Here is an 18746-nt window from a genome sequence, read left to right as displayed (position 1 = left end):
CTGAACCGTGACCGACCTTCTGCGCATCGCTGAAACATGGCCAGGAAAGGGCGCTCTTTCCCCTACGGAACCGATGCACCCGGCTGTCTATCACATGCTCGACGTGGCGGCCGTGGCCGAATGCCTTTTGGCCCCGTTGAACTTGCCCGATAGCCGTCAGCAGGCTTGCGTTCTCGCGGCTGCGCTGCACGATCTGGGTAAGATCAGCCAGTCGTTCCGAGACATGCTGACCAACGGGAAACCGCAACGCCATGGTCGCCACTGGGAAGCGACCGAGGTGCTGTTGCGGGACCATGATGCGTTGCTGACATGTCTCGGGCCAAGCCCTAGGCGACGGGCGTGGATCCATGCGGCGATTGCCGGTCATCACGGGCGGCCACCGCAAAAGACCGGCGATAACCTGCACAGGTTGCGAACCGCGATCGGAACAGCGGCGAGCCAGGATGCTGCGGGGGTCATCCGCTGCTTCTCTGAGCTCTGGCCCAAGGCCGATCTTACCAGACTTGAGACCACCGATCTGCAGGCGTTGTCTTGGTGGTTGCCAGGGTTCATCGCCGCAGCGGATTGGGTCGGGTCGAACGCTAAGTGGTTTCCTGCGGTCAACCCTGGGCCGGCTGCGGCGGCCTATCTCGATGCAGCTCGCCACCGGGCAAAAGCAGCGGTGTGGGCCGCGGGGTTGGAAGTGCCGCAACCGGGGCAGGGCGATCTTCTACCGGCGTCCCCACGGCCCATGCAGGCGGCTGTTGCGGATCTCGCCCTGCCGGACGGCCCGGTCCTTGCGCTGATCGAGGACGGAACCGGATCGGGCAAGACAGAGGCGGCCTTGATCCTGGCGCACAGGATGATTCAGTGCGGCAAGGGGAGGGGGCTATACTTCGCGTTGCCCACCATGGCCACTTCGGATGCGATGTTTGCGCGGGTCGGGCCTGCGCTGACGGCCCTTTATGCGACGGCCCCGACGTTGACACTGGCGCATGGCCGATCCGCCTTGTCTGAGACCTATCGTGATATCGCCGCCGAACGCGCACGGAGCGAAGATGCCCCAGGCCCGACCGAATGGCTCATGGACAGCCGGCGGCGCGCCTTGTTGGCGGCTGTCGGGGTCGGGACGATTGATCAGGCGCTGTTGGCGGTGCTGAAAACGCGGCATGCTCCGTTGCGGCTTTATGGCCTGTCGTCAAAGATCCTGATCGTGGACGAAGTGCATGAGGTTGGCGAGCCCTACATGGCCGAGCTGCTGGCGACGCTGCTCAGGGCCCATCGGGAGAATGGCGGCTCGGCGATCTTGTTGACGGCAACCTTGCCGCGGGCGCAGCGCGACATGCTGCTGGCAGCTTGGGGAGACGACCTGCCCGTGGCGGCGCCTTATCCGGCGCTGACCATTGCCGGCCGCGCGCCAGAGCCGGTGCCCGCCATGCCCGATCTGCGCGGTCCGGTACGGGTGGAACGGCTGGCAACATCCGATGCCGCGGTGGAGCATCTTGTTCAGGCGGTAGCCGATGGGGCGGCCTGTGCCTGGGTCCGAAACGCGGTTGATGACGCGATTGCGGCGGTCGAGGCTTTGCGCGCCAGGGGCGTGCCTGCGACACTGCTGCATGCGCGGTTTGCCCTGTGCGATCGGATGGAAATCCAATCCCGGGCCTTGGCCTGTTTCGGGAAAACCGGAGAGGGACGGCGCGGCCAGGTTCTGGTTGCGACGCAGGTCATAGAGTCGTCGCTGGACCTGGATTTTGATGTCATGCTGTCGGATCTCGCGCCGATGGCCTCGTTGATCCAGAGAGCAGGGCGGCTCTGGCGGCACATGGATCTGCGCCCTGCACAAACACGTCCGGTGCCGCATCCGGTCTTGCAGGTTCTGTCGCCGGATCCGTCTGAGGTGAAGACGGCTCTTTGGCTGCGAGAGGTGCTCGACCGCGGCGCTTGGACCTATCCGGTGGATCAGCAATGGCGCACGGCGCGGGCCCTGTTCGAGGCGGGTGCGATTGATGCGCCGCATGGGCTGCGCGGGTTGATCGAGGCGGTGGACGGCACAGCTGCGCCGCCGGTTCCGACTGTGCTGGAGCAGGCCGAGCTGGAACGTCTGGGGGACGGGCTGGCCCGCCAGAACATGGCGCGCCAGAACCGGGCGGATCTGGACAAGGATTATCGCTCGGGCGGAGCCGATGCAGATGACCGTAGCTTCCCAACGCGCCTTGGGATGGATCAACGAACCTTGTGCCTAGCACGGTGGGAGCAGGGTCAACTGATGCCCTGGGCGCGGGTGCCGGGGCGGAGCGCCGCCGAGCTTTGGTCTTTGTCCGAGGTTTCGGCCAACGCGGCACGGTTCCGGGGGCTGGAGCTGCCGGACCAAGAGACGCCCGAGATCGCGGCGATCAAAGCGGATTGGCCAGAATGGAGACAAGCGGAGACGGTTCTATGCCCGGTGGATGTGGAGGGCGTCATCTGTGCCGGGTTGCGGTATACCGAGAAAGCTGGTTTGGTTATTGTATCCCCGGAAGAACGGGGATGAACCGAGCGTCATCAAAGGTTCACAGAGTTCCCCGGCCCTATCGGGGATAAGAGCGTAATCAAAGGTTCTTGACCGTTGACGAACTATTACGAAAGGCGCAGAATGAAAAAGGCGAATCTGGAAACCAGATTCGCCTCTGCATCGAAACAAGCTTTCCATCGTTGAGCCAAAACGATTGGTAGCTAACGCAAGGAGGTTAAGACGATGGGTCCGATATAAGTTCCCCGCCACTCCAGCTGCGGTCATTCTAGGGGCGCAGCTGGAGCTAGGCAATCCAGAAAGGAACTCTTTGGGAATGACCGATGCCCATCAATTTGATCAATCATGCGTGGATTCCCGTTTTGACCAAAACGGGAGAAAGGAAAACGATCGCGCCCTGGCAGATGGCGGATGCGGATCTGCTTCGGCCGGATTGGCCGCGCCCAGATCTGAACCTTGGATGTTTGGAGTTCTTGATCGGGCTGATTTTCCTGGCCGATCCGCCCGAGGACAGCGACGATTGGGAGGATCGCCAAGACCCGGACCCGGAGCGGCTGAGCGACCGCCTGAGGCCTTTTGCATCGGCGTTTGAGCTGACCGGGGATGGGCCGCGGTTCCTGCAGGATCTTGAGGACCTGCCCGGCGCACCCAATACGCCCGACATGTTGTTCATCGACAGCGCCGGGGCGAACACGGCGCGCAACAATGCCGATCTTATGGTCCATCGTGGCCGCTATCCGGTGCTGGACCCGGCATTGGCAGCCATGGCGCTATACACATTTCAAGCTCATGCGCCATCGGGTGGCGCGGGCAACCGGACATCGATGCGGGGCGGCGGACCGATGGTCACGCTGATCGAACCGGGGCAGGGGCTGTGGCCAATGATCTGGGCCAATGTGCCGGATGGCATGCCCGGTGATCCCGAGGCGTTGCCCTGGATGCAGCCAACGCAGGTGTCGCAGGACAAGGGAAGCGAGCGGTATCCACAGCAAGGCATTGAAGCAGAATCATTTTTCGGAACGCCGAGGCGGTTGCGACTGGTCGAAGACGCAGGGCAGATCACCGGCGTCGTGCAGCGGCCCTATGGGGCGAATTATGCCGGCTGGGTCCACCCGCTGACACCCTACTACCGCATGAAAGAAGGCGCCGAGCTGCTGCCAAAGCATCCCAAGCCGGGGCGGTTTGGCTACCGCAACTGGCTTGGCGTGGTGGTTGACGGCGGCGAGGACGCGCTGTCGCAAACCGGCCGCTCGGTGGCCCTGTGGCATGAGCGGTCGGGCTGGCAGCAAGCGCACCTGATCGTGGCCGGCTGGGCAATGGACAACATGAAACCGCTGGATTTCACCTGGTCCGAGCCGCCTTTGTTGAACCTGCCGGATGGCGGGCTGGCCCTGCGGGGGATGATCGGGGCTGCGGATCTGTTCTGTGGCAGCCTGCGCGGGGCGCTGGCACCGGTGATGGGCGCGGGTGAGGCGCGGCAGGCGGTTCAGGAGGCGTTTTACGACCTCACCCAGGCTGGGTTCGAACAGTGGGCGGCCGAGTTGGTGGCGGGTCGGGCTTTGCAAGAAGTGGCGCGGGACTGGGTGGCAGAGCTGCGCCGGGTATCCTTGCGCCTTTTCGATGATCGGGCAGTGCCCGGTTTGGCGGATCGCCCGATGGAGGCGCAACACAGGATCGCGCGGGCACGGGCAGGGTTGGTGGCGGCGTTCGTCGGGGCAAAGGGGAACGGGGCCAAGGCATATGAACTGTTGGGGCTTGAGCCCGCGGGCAAACCGGAGGTGACGGCGTGACCGACGAAGAGATGCGGCGGTGCATCGGGGAATGGTGGTGGCAGAGCTTGGGGAACCGGGATCTGCCGGCGGCGCGGGCCAGGGCAGCACGGCTGCGCCGGGCGCAGAAGGTCGAGGTGCTGGCCGACCCTGCCGTGCATGATCTGGCGCGCGAACTGGGGCTTGGTCCGGCGCGGGCGGAGGCGTTGATCCGCGTGGTCCAGGTTCTGGCTGAATTGCGTGGCAGGGGTCCGCGCCTGGCCCGGGCTGCTGGAGCCGGGGATCCGCCGGCTGTGTCTCGCCTGCGGTTTGAACGTCTGATCCGGTCAACCGAAGAAGAGTTGGCCACAGCGGTTCGGCGCGTCCTTCCGATGGTGGGGCGGGCCTGCGATCCCGGGCAGCTGGGCCGCGATGTCCTGATCTGGGACGAGGCGACACGGATCCGCTGGAGCTTTGAGTATTTCGGCGCGCCTGCTCCTGACCCGGCGGCCAAAGAAGACACGACCGAGGAGACCGGCGCATGACCACCTTCATCCAGTTCCATTTGCTGACCACCTACCCCCCGTCGAACCCGAACCGCGACGATCAGGGCCGTCCGAAACAGGCGGTCGTGGGCGGGGCGCCACGTCTGCGGATGTCGTCGCAATCGCTGAAACGGGCGCTGCGGGAGAGCGATCCGTTCCGCATGGGTCTGGCCGGTCATCTTGGCACACGCACCAAGCGGCTGGCGCGGGAACTGGCGGATGAGATGATCGCCGATGGGGCCGCGCCTGAAGCGGCGGAGGCCATCGCCGTGGGGATCGGGCGGGTCTTCTCCAAGATCGAGGCGCCGAAAAAGGGGCAGCCGCAGGGGCTGGTTGGCACCACGCTGGCCTTTGTTTCGCCAGAGGAATGGGCGCTGGCGCGGGATCTGGCGGCGAAGGCGCTGGCGGGTGAGGAGATGCCGAAAGACAAGGACCTCAAGAAGATGGTTCTGCGCAAGGCTGATGGCGCAGTGGATGTGGCGATGTTTGGCCGGATGCTGGCCGATGATCCGGAGTTCAACCGTGAAGCGGCTGTTCAGGTTGCCCATGCCTTTACCACCCATCGGGCACAGGCGGAGGAGGATTATTTCACCGCCGTCGACGATCTGAACAAGCGCGAGGATACCGGGGCAGGGCACCTGGGCGAACATGGGTTCGGTTCTGGGGTTTACTACCTTTATGCCTGCCTGGACGCGGATCTGCTGATCAAGAACCTGGCCGGTGACAGAGAACTTGCCGCCAGAGGGGCGGAGGCCTTGGCCCGCGCTCTGGCCACCGCCACGCCGGCGGGCAAGCAGAACAGCCATGCGCATCATCCGTTAGCCAGCTACATGCGCGCCGAGGCAGGGCCCAAGCAGCCGAGGGATCTGTCGGGCGCGTTCTTTCGCCCCGTGGCCGGGGATCTGGAGGCCGCCTCCATCGCCGCGCTGGAGGAGATGGCCAAGCGGATCGACGCGGCCTACGGGCCGATGGCGGAGTCGGCAAAGATCATGAATGTGACTGCAGGGCAGGGGCGTCTGGACGATATCGCGGCGTTTGCCGCGCAGGCGGTACGCGATGCGTGACCACCTGGTCTTTACGCTGACCGCGACGCTGGGCGCCATGGGCGGGCCGGCGGGGCACGACCGGCGCGGATCAGACGGGTGGCCGGGGCGATCGGCAATCCTTGGTCTGCTTGCCGCGGCAAAGGGGATCCGGCGTGATGGTGACTTTTCGGCGCTTGATGCATTGGGCGTGGCGGTGGCGGTGTTCGACCAAGGCGACCACCTGCGCGATTTCCATACGGTTCAGACCGTGCCGACCTCGGCCGTCAAACGCCCGCAATCTCGGCCCGAGGCGCTGGTGCAGGCGGGCCTCTCCGTCAACACCATGATCACCCGGCGGGATTACCGCGTGGCGCCGCTTTATGGAGTGGCTGTCTGGGGTGTGGGGCTGGAGGCGCTGCGGGATGCTCTGATCGAACCGGTTTTCACGCTTTATCTGGGGCGCAAATCCTGCCCGCTGGCCTGCCCGGTCAGCCCCCGGATCGTGCCGGCCCAGGATCCGGCGGCAGCCTTGGCGCATATTGATCTTCCGCCCTGGCGAAAGGGGCAGGAGGCGACGCTTCTGGCCGCTGATGCGGGGGCCGTCCCTGGTGGCCGTGACAGCATCCGACACGATCGGCCGACCGACCGGAGGGGCTGGCATTTCGCCCCGCGGATGGAAAGCGTGGCGCAGGTGTCGATCCGGCCCGAGGGGCGGGAATGAGCCTCTACCTGTCGCGGCTCAGCCTGTCGCGGGCGCCCTCGGTGGCCGCCCTTGGCCAGCTTATCGATCCGCAGGCGCCGGGTGCGCGTGAGGATGCGCATCACCGGCTGCTGTGGTCGGCCTTCGCGGGCGACGCCGATCAGGATCGAGATTTCCTGTGGCGCGCGGAGGGCAGGGGGCACTTCACCACGCTGTCCCGGCGTCCTCCTGCCGACAGCGAGCTGTTCGACCCGCCGGAGGTCAAACCCTTTGCACCCGATCTCGCCCCCGGTGATGCGCTGGCCTTTGTCCTGCGCGCCAATGCGACGCGGACAGTGAAGACCGACGCGCCTGGGACCAACGGCAAGCCCCGCCGCAAGCATCACGACGTGGTCATGGACCGGCTGCGTGATGTCCCGGCGGGAGAGGAGCGCGCAGCGCGGCGGATGGATGTGGCGCAGGCCGCCGGAGCGGACTGGCTGGCGGGGCAGGGGCTGCGGCACGGGTTCCATATCCGGTCCTGCGTAGTGCGCGACTATTCGGTGCGAGCCCTGCCATCCTATCGCGGACCGCGGCGTCGGCAGCCCCAGTTCGGCGTGCTTGACCTGACCGGCGAGATCGAGATCCGCGATCCGGAAGCCTTTCTGAACCGGCTGGCGCAGGGCTTTGGCCGGGCCAAGGCGTTTGGCTGCGGCCTGATGCTGATCCGGCGGGCATGAGCATCCCCGGCCTGCCTCCGCCCCGGCCAATCCCGATGAAGGACAGGGCGCAGCTGGTCTTTGTCGAGCGGGCCCAGCTGGATGTGGAGGATGGCGCCTTTGTTGCCGTCAACGCGGATGGAACCCGGACCCAGATTCCGGTGGGCGGGCTGGCGGGGATCATGCTGGAGCCCGGCGCCAGGATCAGCCACGCGGCGGTGGCCCTTGCGGCGCGCGCCGGCACGCTGATCACCTGGGTCGGAGAGGCGGGCGTGCGGCTTTATTCCGCGGGGCAACCGGGCGGGGCGCGGTCGGACAAGCTGCTGTGGCAGGCCAGGATCGCGTTGGACCCGGCGGCGCGGCTGCGGGTGGTGCGCAAGATGTACGATATGCGCTTTGGCGAACCCGCTCCAGAGCGGCGCTCGATCGACCAATTGCGTGGGATCGAAGGTGTGCGCGTGCGCAAGAGCTATGAGCTGCTGGCACAACAGCACGGGGTGAGCTGGCGGCGGCGAAGCTATGATCCGGGCGATTGGGACGCGTCTGACGTGCCCAACCGCTGCGTGTCGGCGGCGACCGCCTGTCTGCACGGGCTGACCGAGGCCGCGGTGCTGGCAGCCGGCTACGCCCCGGCGATCGGGTTCCTGCACAGTGGCAAGCCTCTGTCCTTCGTCTATGACATCGCGGACCTGTTCAAGCTGCAGACGGTCCTGCCGGAGGCGTTCCGGGTCGCGGGCCAGCATGCGGCCGGCAAGCTGACAATGGCGCCGGACCGTGCGGTGCGGCTGGCCTGCCGGGACAGTTTCCGGCGCACCGGTCTTCTGTCGCGTATCATCCCGGCGATCGAGGAGGTCCTTTCTGCCGGGGAAATGCCGCGCCCCGAGCCACCAGCCGAAGCAATTGGCCCGGCCTTCAAGGATGAGGAGCCCTTTGGCGATGATGGTCATCGTGGTTAGCAACGCCCCGCCTCGGCTGCGCGGGCGGCTGGCGGCCTGGCTGGTGGAGATCAGGGCGGGCGTCTACGTTGGGGATTACTCCGCGCGAACGCGGGACAGGATCTGGGATCAGGTGGTCTCCTACATCGAGGAGGGGGATGCGGTCATGGTCTGGAAGGCGCCGACGGATCAGGGCTATGATTTTCTGACTGTGGGGCGAAACCGGCGGATGCCCGTCGATTTCGACGGTTTGAAGCTGGTGAGCTTCAGACCACAGCGTTGATGAAAACCGGGCCAGACCTCCGGTACGTTCTTTGACAATTGAAAAAGGATGCAAGAACAATTGCCTACAGCAAGACTGTTCCCCGCACACGCGGGGATGAACCGCCCTCGGGATTGCCTGACATGCCCCACATAGACTGTTCCCCGCACACGCGGGGATGAACCGGAGAGACCAAGTGAAAGTAGACGTATCCAGTTCTGTTCCCCGCACACGCGGGGATGAACCGCCGTGAGCGGGTGGATTTGCCCGATGTCCGGGCTGTTCCCCGCACACGCGGGGATGAACCGGCCATCAGGAGATGCACCGGCCATCTCAATCGCTGTTCCCCGCACACGCGGGGATGAACCGGCGACAGGCCATTCATCATCCACCCACCCCATCTGTTCCCCGCACACGCGGGGATGAACCGCACCAACCCTTGGTGCTTCTGTCATCCCGCCTCTGTTCCCCGCACACGCGGGGATGAACCGGCGATCCAGCCATCTACGCCAGCGACGGTGTGCTGTTCCCCGCACACGCGGGGATGAACCGGTTGGCCTTCAGGGCGGAGATGCATGAGGTCTCTGTTCCCCGCACACGCGGGGATGAACCGAGGAAATCGTGGCCTGGGCGCATCGACTGTTTCTGTTCCCCGCACACGCGGGGATGAACCGGTAGCAGCAGAATGACCATCACAGCATACAAGCTGTTCCCCGCACACGCGGGGATGAACCGGGGTTCATGGTCAACTCTTCCGAAGGCGTCGACTGTTCCCCGCACACGCGGGGATGAACCGCGCCGGAAGCACCGGGCCAGCGCGGCGGGGAACTGTTCCCCGCACACGCGGGGATGAACCGTCCGTGCCGCCAGACCCGGACAACCCGAGCAGCTGTTCCCCGCACACGCGGGGATGAACCGACGTTTCAAAACCTGCCCGCGATCCTGACGAGCTGTTCCCCGCACACGCGGGGATGAACCGACATCCGAGAGGACGTGACTGCGCTTCGAAGTCTGTTCCCCGCACACGCGGGGATGAACCGGCAGAATTGAAGGGCCTTGAGGAACGCAGGCCCTGTTCCCCGCACACGCGGGGATGAACCGAACCCGGTTGTCATCTGGTTCATGGAGAACCTCTGTTCCCCGCACACGCGGGGATGAACCGCGGCGATAGCGCGGATCTGAACGCTGGCCCATCTGTTCCCCGCACACGCGGGGATGAACCGGCCGACTTCACGATCCCCGCCCAGCCGCGCGGCTGTTCCCCGCACACGCGGGGATGAACCGGGGCTGTCCGAGGAGGAAGCGCAGGCGGCGATCTGTTCCCCGCACACGCGGGGATGAACCGACCTGCGTTGTGTCGTTTCTGGGCGACACGATCTGTTCCCCGCACACGCGGGGATGAACCGACCCGCCCCCTTCCCCGTTCCATCCCCCGCCTCTGTTCCCCGCACACGCGGGGATGAACCGCTCCCGGTGAACCTGGGCGGGGGCTACGGCCTCTGTTCCCCGCACACGCGGGGATGAACCGATCGGCGTGGTGAAATACTGGTACGACCGCCGCTGTTCCCCGCACACGCGGGGATGAACCGGCCCACGACGCGCGGCTGCTGAAGGCGCGGGGCTGTTCCCCGCACACGCGGGGATGAACCGGTTATTCCGCAGCAACTCGCGCGACGTGTATTCTGTTCCCCGCACACGCGGAGAGTGTCCGATCTTCTGTGTAAGCGCTCGCCGGTCCATGCTGAGAAGAAAGGACAGCGTGGACCACTGGAAAGAAGATCAACGAATACGTGCTGGACGAGCTGCTGAAGGGCTGCGAGCGGCCAGAAGGCCTGCTAGGTGACAACGGGCTGATGAAGGAGCTCAAGAAGGCGCTGATGCAGCGGATGTTGGGAGCCGAGCATCTTGGCTACGAGCATGGTGCGGAGGCGCCGCCGGTCCAGACCAACCGGCGGAACGGTATCAGCAGAAAGACCGTGAAAAGCGAGGACGCCGCGTTCGAGATTGATGTGCCGCGGGACCGGGACGGCAGTTTCGAACCTCGCCTGGTCGCCAAGGGCCAGACCCGGATCGACGGATTGGACGAGAAGATCATCGCGATGTACGCCCGTGGCATGAGCGTGCGCGACATCCGTGGCCATCTGGAGGAACTCTATGGCCTGGAAGTCTCTCCGGACCTGATCAGCCGTGTCACCGACGCCGTTCTCGACGAGGTCAAGGAATGGCGCTCGCGAGCGCTGGACACGGTCTATCCCATTGACATCTTTGACGCTTTGCGGGTGAAGATCAGGGATAAGGACAGCCGGATTGTCAAGAACAAGGCCGTCTATCTGGCGCTCGGCGTCACTGGCGACGGCCAGCGCGAGGTTCTGGGACTCTGGATCGCGGAGAACGAGGGCGCCAAGTTCTGGCTTGCAGTGATGACGGAGCTGCGCAACCGTGGGGTCCAGGACATCCTGATCGCGGTGGTGGACGGGCTGAAAGGATTCCCTGAAGCGATCAACTCGGCCTTCCCTGAACCGGGTGATCCGGAAATCGATCAAGACGCGGGGTTCGTTTCCCTCAGAGGATGCCGCTGAGAAGCTGATCTCGCGGCCACGAGAAAACCGCGCGGTCCGTGAGAGGGCGGTTCACTGCGATATAAGAATTCAGTAGATCGAAACGTCACTTCACTTCAAACACGAACGCCGTTGCGAGCAATACTTGGAGAGCGATGAGAGCACGCGAGGCTTGCTTGCTGGCTGCCTTTGTCGAAGCCTTCCCGCACCGCACCGCACCGCACCGCACCGCTACGGTCCGAAGATCCACTCTGAGCGCTGAATCTGGGTAGGGCACCGCCCAGACCCAGGACAGTTTTGGGATGATGTCACGCTGCAACCCCTTCCGTTCCCCGTGCCAATCCCATGCCGAAATGCGCCTTTCACCACGGGGAAGTCAGGAGCAGGAAGTCCTAAGTGGCAATGGCGGACATATGGGGGCATTGCCTAGATCCAGGGCCGGTCCTGGCGCGGATCCTTGGAGAGGGGGCGGCGCTCGAGTGGCTCCGTTGCGGGATTTCCTTCTGCCGTCTGCTCCGGTAGTCAAATCAACTTGGCGCCTCCCTTTGGCGCCCTCTGAGGTGCCCCTCGTGTCCTAGACACTTGCCGGATTCAGTGTCTGCTGCCTGATCTCGAAGTCAACGGGCGACAGCATGCCGTTGTTCGTGTGCTTGCGTTTCGGGTTGTAGAAGAGTTCGATGTACTCGAACACGTCCTGTCTGGCGGCTTCCCGGTTATTGTATGTGCGTCGCCTGATCCGTTCGCGTTTCAGCAGCTGAAAGAAGCTCTCCGCGACGGCATTGTCCTGGCAGTTCCCGCGTCGGCTCATGCTGGGTTCCAGGGTGTGCTGGCGAAGGAACGTCTGCCACTCCCGGCTGGTGAATTGAGAGCCTTGGACTATCTGAATGCACCGTGACCTTTCCGTCGGGTTTGCGTCGCCAGACCGTCATCAGCAGGGCCTGCAAGGCCAGGTCCGTCGTCATGCGAGACTGGGCAGACCAACCCGACTCCCGCAAGGCGCCCGTGAGACCCGGAATTGCAGTTACATGATCAGCAACCCTGGCTTCGCCGCCACCATCCCGAGCCCGTCGAGCGTCTCGCCAGAAATGAGCCACCATTGGTCGCGACCGCCTCCTGCGGAAGCGAGCGAGAACCGCATAGACCCCGCTGAGTGTCAGAACCGCGAGTTCCGAGAAGAGGACAACGAGATCGGCTAAGAAGTTGCGGAACTGCAAGAGGACAATGACCCGCCATGGACAGAAGGCAAATTACCAGCTCCACCAGGTCGGGGTAGGAAATGAGCCCCGGCCCAGGTTTTCGTTCGACTGAAAGATATCGCGGCGGAATGTGAGCTTCGGCTGCCGCCTCGTCGGAAGCTCGCAGATCCCAATGTCGTTATGGGTGCTCATGGTCGGAACGGCGTGAGTTCCGCGAGTGTATGACCCTACCACGCCCGACGCACACAACCTGTTCAGATGCAGGCCAAAAGCCGCCACGGAGAGCGTCCGTGAGCGGCCTCTCGCGTCGAGAGCAGGACACAGTCATCACGAGGTCAAGACGCCGCCCACAGGCCGCCTCAGCGCCTCTCAGCGCTATACCAATCGAACTGTAGCCTGAGAGCCGCGCCTGGGGCATCTCTTGAGAGCCGATCGACGGGTCATTCCCAATTTGCCAGATCCGACAGAATGGAGCGAAAAGGTTGAGGACAGTCAGGGGAGCAATTGGCGTCGACCGCCATCTGGGCCCTCGCGCTGAGTTAGTAACCACGCCCCTCGTCATCGAGCTGATGGTGGCGACCGAGGTGGACTATCGACGACCGGCGACTGACAATATTCCTACGTACGTCTGGTCTGCCGGTGGCAGCCTCCCCTTCAGGAATGTTGATAAGGAGAATGAAGATCATATCCATCTCTCTGGGATAAATAACCTAAAAAGGGGGGCTGAATGACCTTGAGCTCCTAACCGAGTACCATATGTTGTAGAGGTCGGGTGAAACGCGGCCTCCTTGCGGCACATGTTGATGCCCGAACTTTCCCCACGCGTCAGGCTGCGGTCGAGATGGAAGCCCTCTGAGGGCGTTCAAAGACTTCCCAGCAGGGAAAGTTTCCGAGCCATTCGGGAGGCGGGAACAATCGCCGAAGCGGTGCAGCGGATCGCCGGCCGCCTGGCTCTCATAGTCAGCTTTGGGCATCATCTCACCGCCCTGATTGGTAGTGCGAGAAGAGCCGTCGAGGGTCGTTTCGGCCCTGCTTCTGTCCCGATCCGGTTCGAGGCGACAGACGCTACGGACTGATACAAGCGCAGGCCGCCGCCCGATGGGAAACCCGGGCATCAGGCCAAGCGTGATCGAGCTTCAGCTTGACGCCAGAAAATCTGAGGAGCGCGGCCATGACCAGAACCATGCCCAAATCGCGGTTCGAGAAAGTTCCATCAGTCAGCCGGATCGGGCAGAATTTCACTTGACAGGGTATTTGTGACGCAGTGCTTGCTCCAGTTTCGGATAATGATACAATTCGCACGATCTGATCGTGGGGTGATGAAATTTGAATTCAGACAAATAATAAATCAACTGAGGAATGATTTTCTTAATGTTGTCGAAAGGCTCACTTTCTCCAAACAGAACATACCAAACGTCGGAAACGTCTCGAGAATTTGGAAGAACATAAGGGTTGCCTCCATTGGGTTGTTTAAGTTTGCGAGCAACTTCCGTGCTGAGAATACACTTGAATAGCCTTTCCGGGCTCGGCTTTGTTCCACGGCGCCGCCTAGGGTTCAACTCCACAATGTAGTTCAAGAATAGCCAGAGAAGTCCTGTTTCTTCGCAAAACGTTGGCCTATTCCGCTGATGCGGCAACGGGCCACTTGGGTTTTCCGGATAATTGGCCCCCATCAGGAGCGTCGCGAGTTCCGCCGCACAATGGACTGTCCAATCGTCCTGCCCCAAACGGATGCGATCATGAGATCTCAGCAATTGTTCGATATACTTGCGTTCTTTATCCCATGCCACCCAGTTGCGATGCCGCGCGAGTAGCATCATTCGCCTTAGACGCAAAGCTTGGCCTAGCTCCTCATTGCTCCGAGCAGGTACTCCCTTCAAGATGATCGATTTCCTGCCCCGTTCGGAAGCTCCTGCCTTGATCTTCCGGATGGCGGGTAGTTCTTGCTTTGGATCAATTGTTAGAGAAATGCCAAGCGCCGAATTGACTCGCCCCTGATCCTTTGCCTTCAAAACGTCTTGGACCGTATATCCCATATTGCTCCTTTCTTGGCCTGGGCCAGATTCCAACCCAATTTCACCTAACATCGCGTTTCGATGGGAGAAAGGCACGATCCTGTTGCTTTTCAAGGGCATGCAGCATTCTGATTTGCCCCATGGAAAGCCCATGGAATTCTCATGGCGCAAACTTGGTGACATGCTTGGTTCAACATGGGAAACCAGATGCACGATATCTTGGGCGGTAGCAGATATACAGAATGAGGCAACGCCTGATCCTCGTCCGAGACGCGCAAGGATCCTTGGACAGGCTCCGCTGCCCCAAGAGCGCCTGAGGCTCTTTGACAATAGAGTTCACGACAGAGTTCACGACTTGCCGCTTCGCTCAAGCCAAGTCAAATCAACCCGGTGGTCCCATGCTGCGGCAGACTCCGTGCCCGTAAATCGTGGTCAAGAGCTTGCCAAAGGCGCGCGCCTATGCGTCAGGGCAAGGACAGTCCCCTCGCGACTAAGACAGAGCATCAGCAAATTCAGTCACGGAGAAGACCATGACCGCCACCAGCCCCACCGCCCGAATGCTTGCCAGTGCCCTCGACGCCTCGGATCTGACCCAGCGCGAAGTCGCCGCGCGTGCCGGCTTCAATAACGCAAACGTCCTGTCCATGATGAAGACCGGAGAGACCAACATTCCGCTGGTTCGCATTCCTGCGCTGGCCAGCGTGCTCGAGCTCGACGCGCAAGAGTTCCTGATGACGGCCATCGCAGAGTACTACCCGCCCGTCCACGAGGTGCTCGTCGACATCCTCGGGCTCCCATTGACGGCGAAAGAACTGGATGCAGTGCGGAGATTGCGGATGAAGGGGCCTGAGGAGGAGGTCCCGGCCGAAGCAACAGCAGAGGCCTGGGCGATAGAAGGCGAGTTCTCGTTAAAGATCAGGAAGTGCAGCGGCTGATCTGACCGACCCCCCGCAGTGACCACTAACGGACGATGTGGCTCATTGGGCAGGAAGTTTGCGCCACGCAGAATGTTCGCCCTAACACGAAAGTGCCGCCGGAGGCCGACACCTTGGAAAAGGTTCTGATTTTAACCGTAAGTCTGCGTAAAACGAGAATGTTGTTCTTTAGATCAGCAAGAAAAGATCTGTTCCGTGGCGATCCGAGGTCGCTGATCTTGGGAGATACCAGGCCGTAATTCGCCCAGTGCCGGTTGAATGCCGCTCTCGGCATTCAGCAAATCTTGGGCCACTTTGTAGCCGACTTCTGCTCCGGGACCTCCTCAGTGTCCGACATCAGCGCCCTTGGGACATCTGATTTGATTTCGTAACGGAGGGTTTCTGGCTCTGGCGGGCGGTTGATCAGGACGGGATCGTTCTGGACGAAATCCTGCAGTCGAAGCGGGACAAGCGCGCCGCGAAACGGCTTCTGAAGACGCTGATCCGGCGCCATGGCCTGCCCAAGCGGATCGTGACGGACAAGCTTCGGTCCTATAGCGCGGCGAAACGCGAGGTCGTCCCCGGCCTTGAGCACGGGTCGCACAAGGGGCTGAACAACCGGGCAGAAAACAGCCACCTGCCGTTCCGCAAGCGCGAGAGATGCATGCAAGGATTCCGATCACCTGGCGGGTTCCAACGCTATGTGTCTTGCCATTCGGCCGTCCGGAACCGCTTCTCCGCTCCCTCCCGCCGCCGCTCAGCAAACCAGGTAAGATATCACCGTATGGAAGCCTTCGACGCTTGGAAGACGGCGGCGGGCATCGCGTAAAACGACGGCGGAAATCACGCCCTTTGCGCATGGCGCCCGTTAACGTGACAACACCGGGCGGACAGTTCAGATCCGCCGGTTCTGATCTGCTTTGATCAGCCTGCGATCATCACGAGACAGCCCCGACGCAGGAGCATCGGGGCTGTCTTTACTGGCAGGACATTGGCGGCGCGGCCGCCAATGTCCTTGTCCGGCTCAGGCGTCTTCTTCTTTCCAGGAATGCCGGTAGTCCGAGAACCGCCCGATCAGGTAAGGGCCCGAGGTCACGGGTTCCAGCACCTCTGCATCCGCGGGAATGCCCGGGATGTCGGCCGGATCGACATGGGTGTCGAAATCCGGGTTGAAGAAGAACGGGATCGAATAGCGGTCCACGCCGGGGCGGTTGATCACCCGGTGCAGCGTCGAGCGGAAACGCTTGTTGGTCCAGTGGCTCATCAGGTCGCCGATATTGACGACGAAGGTGCCCGGGATGGGCGCTGCCGGCAGCCATTCACCCCCGGGCGATTGCACCTGAAGGCCGCCGTTGTTGTCCTGCCAGAGGATCGTGATCACGCCATGGTCGGTGTGGTCGAACGTGCCGAATTCGACGCCGTCGCCGGTCTGCGGCGGGTAATGCGCCAGGCGCATGTCGGCGACAGGGCGCTTGAACGTCTTGGTGAAGAAATCCTCCGGCAGGCCGAAATGCAGGGCGAAGCCGCGCAGGATCGTCATGCCAAGCGCGAAGGTGGCAAAGTAGTGCTTCTCCACCGGTTCGCGGAAGCCCTCCAGATCCGGCCAGCGGTTGGGCGCGCGGACGGGGTTGCCGCCGTCGAAATCGGGGTCTTCGGGCGGCACCGGGAAGCCCAGTTCAAAACCCTCGTTGACGTCCGGCTTGCCGTCCTCGTGTTCGGATTCCTTCAGCGCGGTGTAGCCCCGGTTGGTGGCTCCGGCCTTGATTTCCATCCGCTTTTCCAGCGGCTGGGTGAAGAAACTGCGGGCGGCATCGACGGTGGCAAGGATGTCGTCGTCGGGGATGCCGTGGCCGGAGACATAGAAGAACCCGTAGGTGTCGCAGGCATGGCCGATTTCGGCGGCCACGGCCTTGCGGGTGTCGAGATCGGGGGAGTTCAGCCCGGATATGTCGATGACGGGGAGGGTGGCGTCGGTCATGGATGACGCTCCTTTCATTCGGTGGTCATGCGGTCGCGCAGGGCGGCCAGGAAGGGAATGTCGCGGAACTGGTCCTCCTGGACCTCGCTCCATTCCACGCCGCGCGGGCGAGGGGTGTCGTTGCCGGTGATCACAAGCACCTGCTCGGTGGCGAACATGTCGAGCGGGCTGTCGTGGGCCATCATGGTCATCTGATCCTCGTCCACGATCTGCGAGGAATGCACGAGCGTCACCATCGGGGTTTCCGGCAGGATGCGCCCGATTTCGCGGAAGATGCCGGTTTCGAGATCGGCAAAGCCCGCACCCTTGCCGATGCGCCCACCGGAACGGGTGACGGCGACGGAGCCAACGATGGAGAAATCGAGCACCGGCACGTCTTCGAAGCCGATGCGCTCGCCATGGGCCATGTAGCCCTCGGCGGTGGCGGCCAGTTCAAAGCTGATGCCCTTTTCGACCAGCTTCGCCGGGTCGATCTTCAGATAGGGAAAGTCGCGGGTCAGGGCCGGGACCGGGCAGTAGAGCGTCTTGCCCGCGTAGAGCGCGCGCAGGCGGATCGGGATCTGCGGCGGGTCGGGGTTGCATTTGACGTTCTTCGCGGCGGCCCAGGCTTCGGTTTGCGAGATGTGAAACGCCGCCATGTCGGCGCCGGCGAAGTTCGGGATCGTGCCGTGGGTCGGGCCGATCCCGATCCCGGTGTCTTCGAGCTGCTGCCAGATACGGTCGCGCACTACCTGTTTCTTCGGGCTGCGCTTGGCCCAGAGATCGCTGCTGTCAGCCATGGGTTATCCTTTCGTTGCGGGCGCGACAGGCGCCCCGGTCTTTTTCGAGAAGACGCGCGGGCTGTCGGGCAGAGTCAGCCAGACTTCGGAGCGCGTCAGGGATTGGTCGTCGCCCAGGCGCACGATCAGGGGATGGCCCAGGGCCTCGACATGGGCGAAACGGTCGGCGCCCTGGAATTCGATGCGCTTGAGATACGCGGGCAGGGCCTGTGGGGTCGGCTCTGCCGAAAGCTTCAGCGCCGCGGGGCGGAGGGCGACGAGGCAGTCGCCGCTCAGATGGGGGGCGAGAGCTGGCGGTGGGGTCCATCCGGCCGCCTTTGCCTCCGAAGCGGAAGGCAAAGGTAGCAGGTTGGCGGGCGGTGAGCCGATAAAGGCGGCGGCGAAGGCCGATGCCGGTTCGCGGTAGATCGCCTCGGGCGTGTCGTTCTGGATCACCCGGCCTTCGTTCATCAGCACGATGCGATCGCCGATGGACAGGGCTTCGGACTGATCGTGAGTCACCATGATCGTGGTGATGCCGGTCCGGTCGTGCAGTTCTCGCAGTTCGGTCCGGACCGAGGCCCGCAGGACAGCGTCGAGATTGGACAGCGGTTCGTCCAGCAGCAGCAGGCGCGGCTTGATGGCGATGGCGCGGGCAATGGCGACGCGCTGTTGCTGGCCTCCGGACAGGGCGGCGGGCTTGCGGTTGCCGAATTCACCCAGCCGGACGGCGTCGAGAGCCTCGGCCACGCGGCTCCGGATCTCGGGCTTGGGCAGGTTGCGCATATCGAGCCCGAAGGCCACGTTTTCGGCGACGCTCATATGCGGGAACAGCGCGTAGTTCTGGAACACGAGCCCGATGTCGCGGTCCCATGCAGGCAGCGCGGTGATGTCGTGGCCTTGCAGCATCAGCGTGCCGCTGTCGC

At 63.2% G+C, this 18746-nt stretch carries 13 protein-coding genes, 3 pseudogenes and 1 CRISPR repeat array; of the genes and pseudogenes, 11 read left to right on the top strand and 5 right to left on the bottom strand.

The features are described from left to right. Nucleotides 1-7: 7 nt before the first annotated feature. The 9 genes and pseudogenes from cas3 to ATO3_RS24495 all read left to right on the top strand — a co-directional run. The gene (cas3, locus tag ATO3_RS24535; RefSeq protein WP_233152304.1) at nt 8-2509 is read left to right on the top strand and encodes a CRISPR-associated helicase Cas3'; all 2502 of its coding nucleotides are present in this window, start codon (nt 8-10) and stop codon (nt 2507-2509) included. 302 nt (nt 2510-2811) lie between these two features. Next, nucleotides 2812-4278 carry a type I-E CRISPR-associated protein Cse1/CasA gene (gene casA / locus ATO3_RS24530; protein ID WP_088652511.1) on the top strand — a complete coding sequence of 489 codons (1467 nt, stop codon included), beginning with the start codon at nt 2812-2814 and terminating at the stop codon, nt 4276-4278. Then, a complete protein-coding gene (gene casB, locus ATO3_RS24525; RefSeq protein WP_088652510.1) occupies nt 4275-4781 on the top strand; it encodes a type I-E CRISPR-associated protein Cse2/CasB in 507 nt (168 codons plus the stop codon). Before casA ends, casB begins: the two co-directional genes overlap by 4 nt. Beyond that, a complete protein-coding gene (gene cas7e / locus ATO3_RS24520; RefSeq protein WP_088652509.1) occupies nt 4778-5845 on the top strand; it encodes a type I-E CRISPR-associated protein Cas7/Cse4/CasC in 1068 nt (355 codons plus the stop codon). Before casB ends, cas7e begins: the two co-directional genes overlap by 4 nt. After that, nucleotides 5838-6527 carry a type I-E CRISPR-associated protein Cas5/CasD gene (cas5e, locus tag ATO3_RS24515; protein WP_088652508.1) on the top strand — a complete coding sequence of 230 codons (690 nt, stop codon included), beginning with the start codon at nt 5838-5840 and terminating at the stop codon, nt 6525-6527. The genes cas7e and cas5e overlap by 8 nt, the downstream gene beginning before the upstream one ends. Continuing rightward, nucleotides 6524-7225, top strand: a complete 702-nt coding sequence (gene cas6e, locus ATO3_RS24510; protein WP_088652507.1) for a type I-E CRISPR-associated protein Cas6/Cse3/CasE — start codon at nt 6524-6526, stop codon at nt 7223-7225. The genes cas5e and cas6e overlap by 4 nt, the downstream gene beginning before the upstream one ends. Then, nucleotides 7222-8160, top strand: coding sequence for a type I-E CRISPR-associated endonuclease Cas1e (cas1e, locus tag ATO3_RS24505; RefSeq protein WP_088652506.1), 939 nt, complete (start codon nt 7222-7224; stop codon nt 8158-8160). Before cas6e ends, cas1e begins: the two co-directional genes overlap by 4 nt. Beyond that, nucleotides 8141-8422 carry a type I-E CRISPR-associated endoribonuclease Cas2e gene (gene cas2e / locus ATO3_RS24500; protein ID WP_088652505.1) on the top strand — a complete coding sequence of 94 codons (282 nt, stop codon included), beginning with the start codon at nt 8141-8143 and terminating at the stop codon, nt 8420-8422. Before cas1e ends, cas2e begins: the two co-directional genes overlap by 20 nt. A gap of 75 nt (nt 8423-8497) precedes the next feature. Beyond that, nucleotides 8498-10112: a CRISPR direct-repeat array (repeat unit 29 nt; unit sequence CTGTTCCCCGCACACGCGGGGATGAACCG). A 94-nt stretch (nt 10113-10206) separates the two neighbouring features. Further along, a pseudogene (locus ATO3_RS24495) lies at nt 10207-10920 on the top strand (IS256 family transposase); the annotation flags it as partial. Nucleotides 10921-11533: 613 nt separating this feature from the next. On the opposite strand, the pseudogene ATO3_RS24490 reads toward ATO3_RS24495, so the two are convergent. Together ATO3_RS24490 and ATO3_RS28645 are read right to left on the bottom strand one after the other, a co-directional pair. Next, a pseudogene (locus tag ATO3_RS24490) lies at nt 11534-11942 on the bottom strand (DDE-type integrase/transposase/recombinase); the annotation flags it as partial. A gap of 1451 nt (nt 11943-13393) precedes the next feature. Then, a complete protein-coding gene (locus tag ATO3_RS28645; RefSeq protein WP_143747372.1) occupies nt 13394-14323 on the bottom strand; it encodes a hypothetical protein in 930 nt (309 codons plus the stop codon). A 377-nt stretch (nt 14324-14700) separates the two neighbouring features. Here ATO3_RS28645 and ATO3_RS24485 point away from each other — a divergent pair, with 377 nt between their 5' ends. Together ATO3_RS24485 and ATO3_RS24480 are read left to right on the top strand one after the other, a co-directional pair. Next, entirely contained in the window at nt 14701-15105 is a 405-nt protein-coding gene (locus ATO3_RS24485) for a helix-turn-helix domain-containing protein (protein WP_088652504.1), read from the top strand. A 382-nt stretch (nt 15106-15487) separates the two neighbouring features. Continuing rightward, a pseudogene (locus tag ATO3_RS24480) lies at nt 15488-15913 on the top strand (IS6 family transposase); the annotation flags it as partial. A 195-nt stretch (nt 15914-16108) separates the two neighbouring features. Here the strand turns inward: ATO3_RS24480 and ATO3_RS24475 are convergent. The 3 genes from ATO3_RS24475 to ATO3_RS24465 form a co-directional block, all read right to left on the bottom strand. Then, the gene (locus ATO3_RS24475; protein WP_158218056.1) at nt 16109-17062 is read right to left on the bottom strand and encodes an isopenicillin N synthase family dioxygenase; all 954 of its coding nucleotides are present in this window, start codon (nt 17060-17062) and stop codon (nt 16109-16111) included. A gap of 14 nt (nt 17063-17076) precedes the next feature. After that, nucleotides 17077-17841 (bottom strand): 5-formyltetrahydrofolate cyclo-ligase, encoded by a 765-nt coding sequence (locus ATO3_RS24470; protein ID WP_088652502.1) that lies wholly within the window; start codon nt 17839-17841, stop codon nt 17077-17079. A gap of 3 nt (nt 17842-17844) precedes the next feature. Continuing rightward, a partial coding sequence (locus ATO3_RS24465) for an ABC transporter ATP-binding protein (protein ID WP_143747370.1) occupies nt 17845-18746 on the bottom strand: 902 nt, incomplete at its 5' end.

Origin of the sequence: Marinibacterium profundimaris (assembly GCF_002210095.1) — a bacterium.
Taxonomy (GTDB): Bacteria; Pseudomonadota; Alphaproteobacteria; order Rhodobacterales; family Rhodobacteraceae; genus Marinibacterium; species Marinibacterium profundimaris.
The sequence above is the reverse complement of the archived record's forward strand: the minus strand, read 5'-3'. Positions and strand labels throughout refer to the sequence as shown.

What these genes read in the sequence shown, in the direction of transcription:
- casA (WP_088652511.1), top strand. Translation starts at nt 2,812, where the DNA reads ATGCCCATCAATTTGATCAATCATGCGTGGATTCCCGTTTTGACCAAA.
- cas7e (WP_088652509.1), top strand. Translation starts at nt 4,778, where the DNA reads ATGACCACCTTCATCCAGTTCCATTTGCTGACCACCTACCCCCCGTCG.
- cas5e (WP_088652508.1), top strand. Translation starts at nt 5,838, where the DNA reads ATGCGTGACCACCTGGTCTTTACGCTGACCGCGACGCTGGGCGCCATG.
- cas6e (WP_088652507.1), top strand. Translation starts at nt 6,524, where the DNA reads ATGAGCCTCTACCTGTCGCGGCTCAGCCTGTCGCGGGCGCCCTCGGTG.
- cas1e (WP_088652506.1), top strand. Translation starts at nt 7,222, where the DNA reads ATGAGCATCCCCGGCCTGCCTCCGCCCCGGCCAATCCCGATGAAGGAC.
- cas2e (WP_088652505.1), top strand. Translation starts at nt 8,141, where the DNA reads ATGATGGTCATCGTGGTTAGCAACGCCCCGCCTCGGCTGCGCGGGCGG.
- ATO3_RS28645 (WP_143747372.1), bottom strand. Translation starts at nt 14,323, where the DNA reads ATGGGCTTTCCATGGGGCAAATCAGAATGCTGCATGCCCTTGAAAAGC.
- ATO3_RS24485 (WP_088652504.1), top strand. Translation starts at nt 14,701, where the DNA reads ATGACCGCCACCAGCCCCACCGCCCGAATGCTTGCCAGTGCCCTCGAC.
- ATO3_RS24475 (WP_158218056.1), bottom strand. Translation starts at nt 17,062, where the DNA reads ATGACCGACGCCACCCTCCCCGTCATCGACATATCCGGGCTGAACTCC.
- ATO3_RS24470 (WP_088652502.1), bottom strand. Translation starts at nt 17,841, where the DNA reads ATGGCTGACAGCAGCGATCTCTGGGCCAAGCGCAGCCCGAAGAAACAG.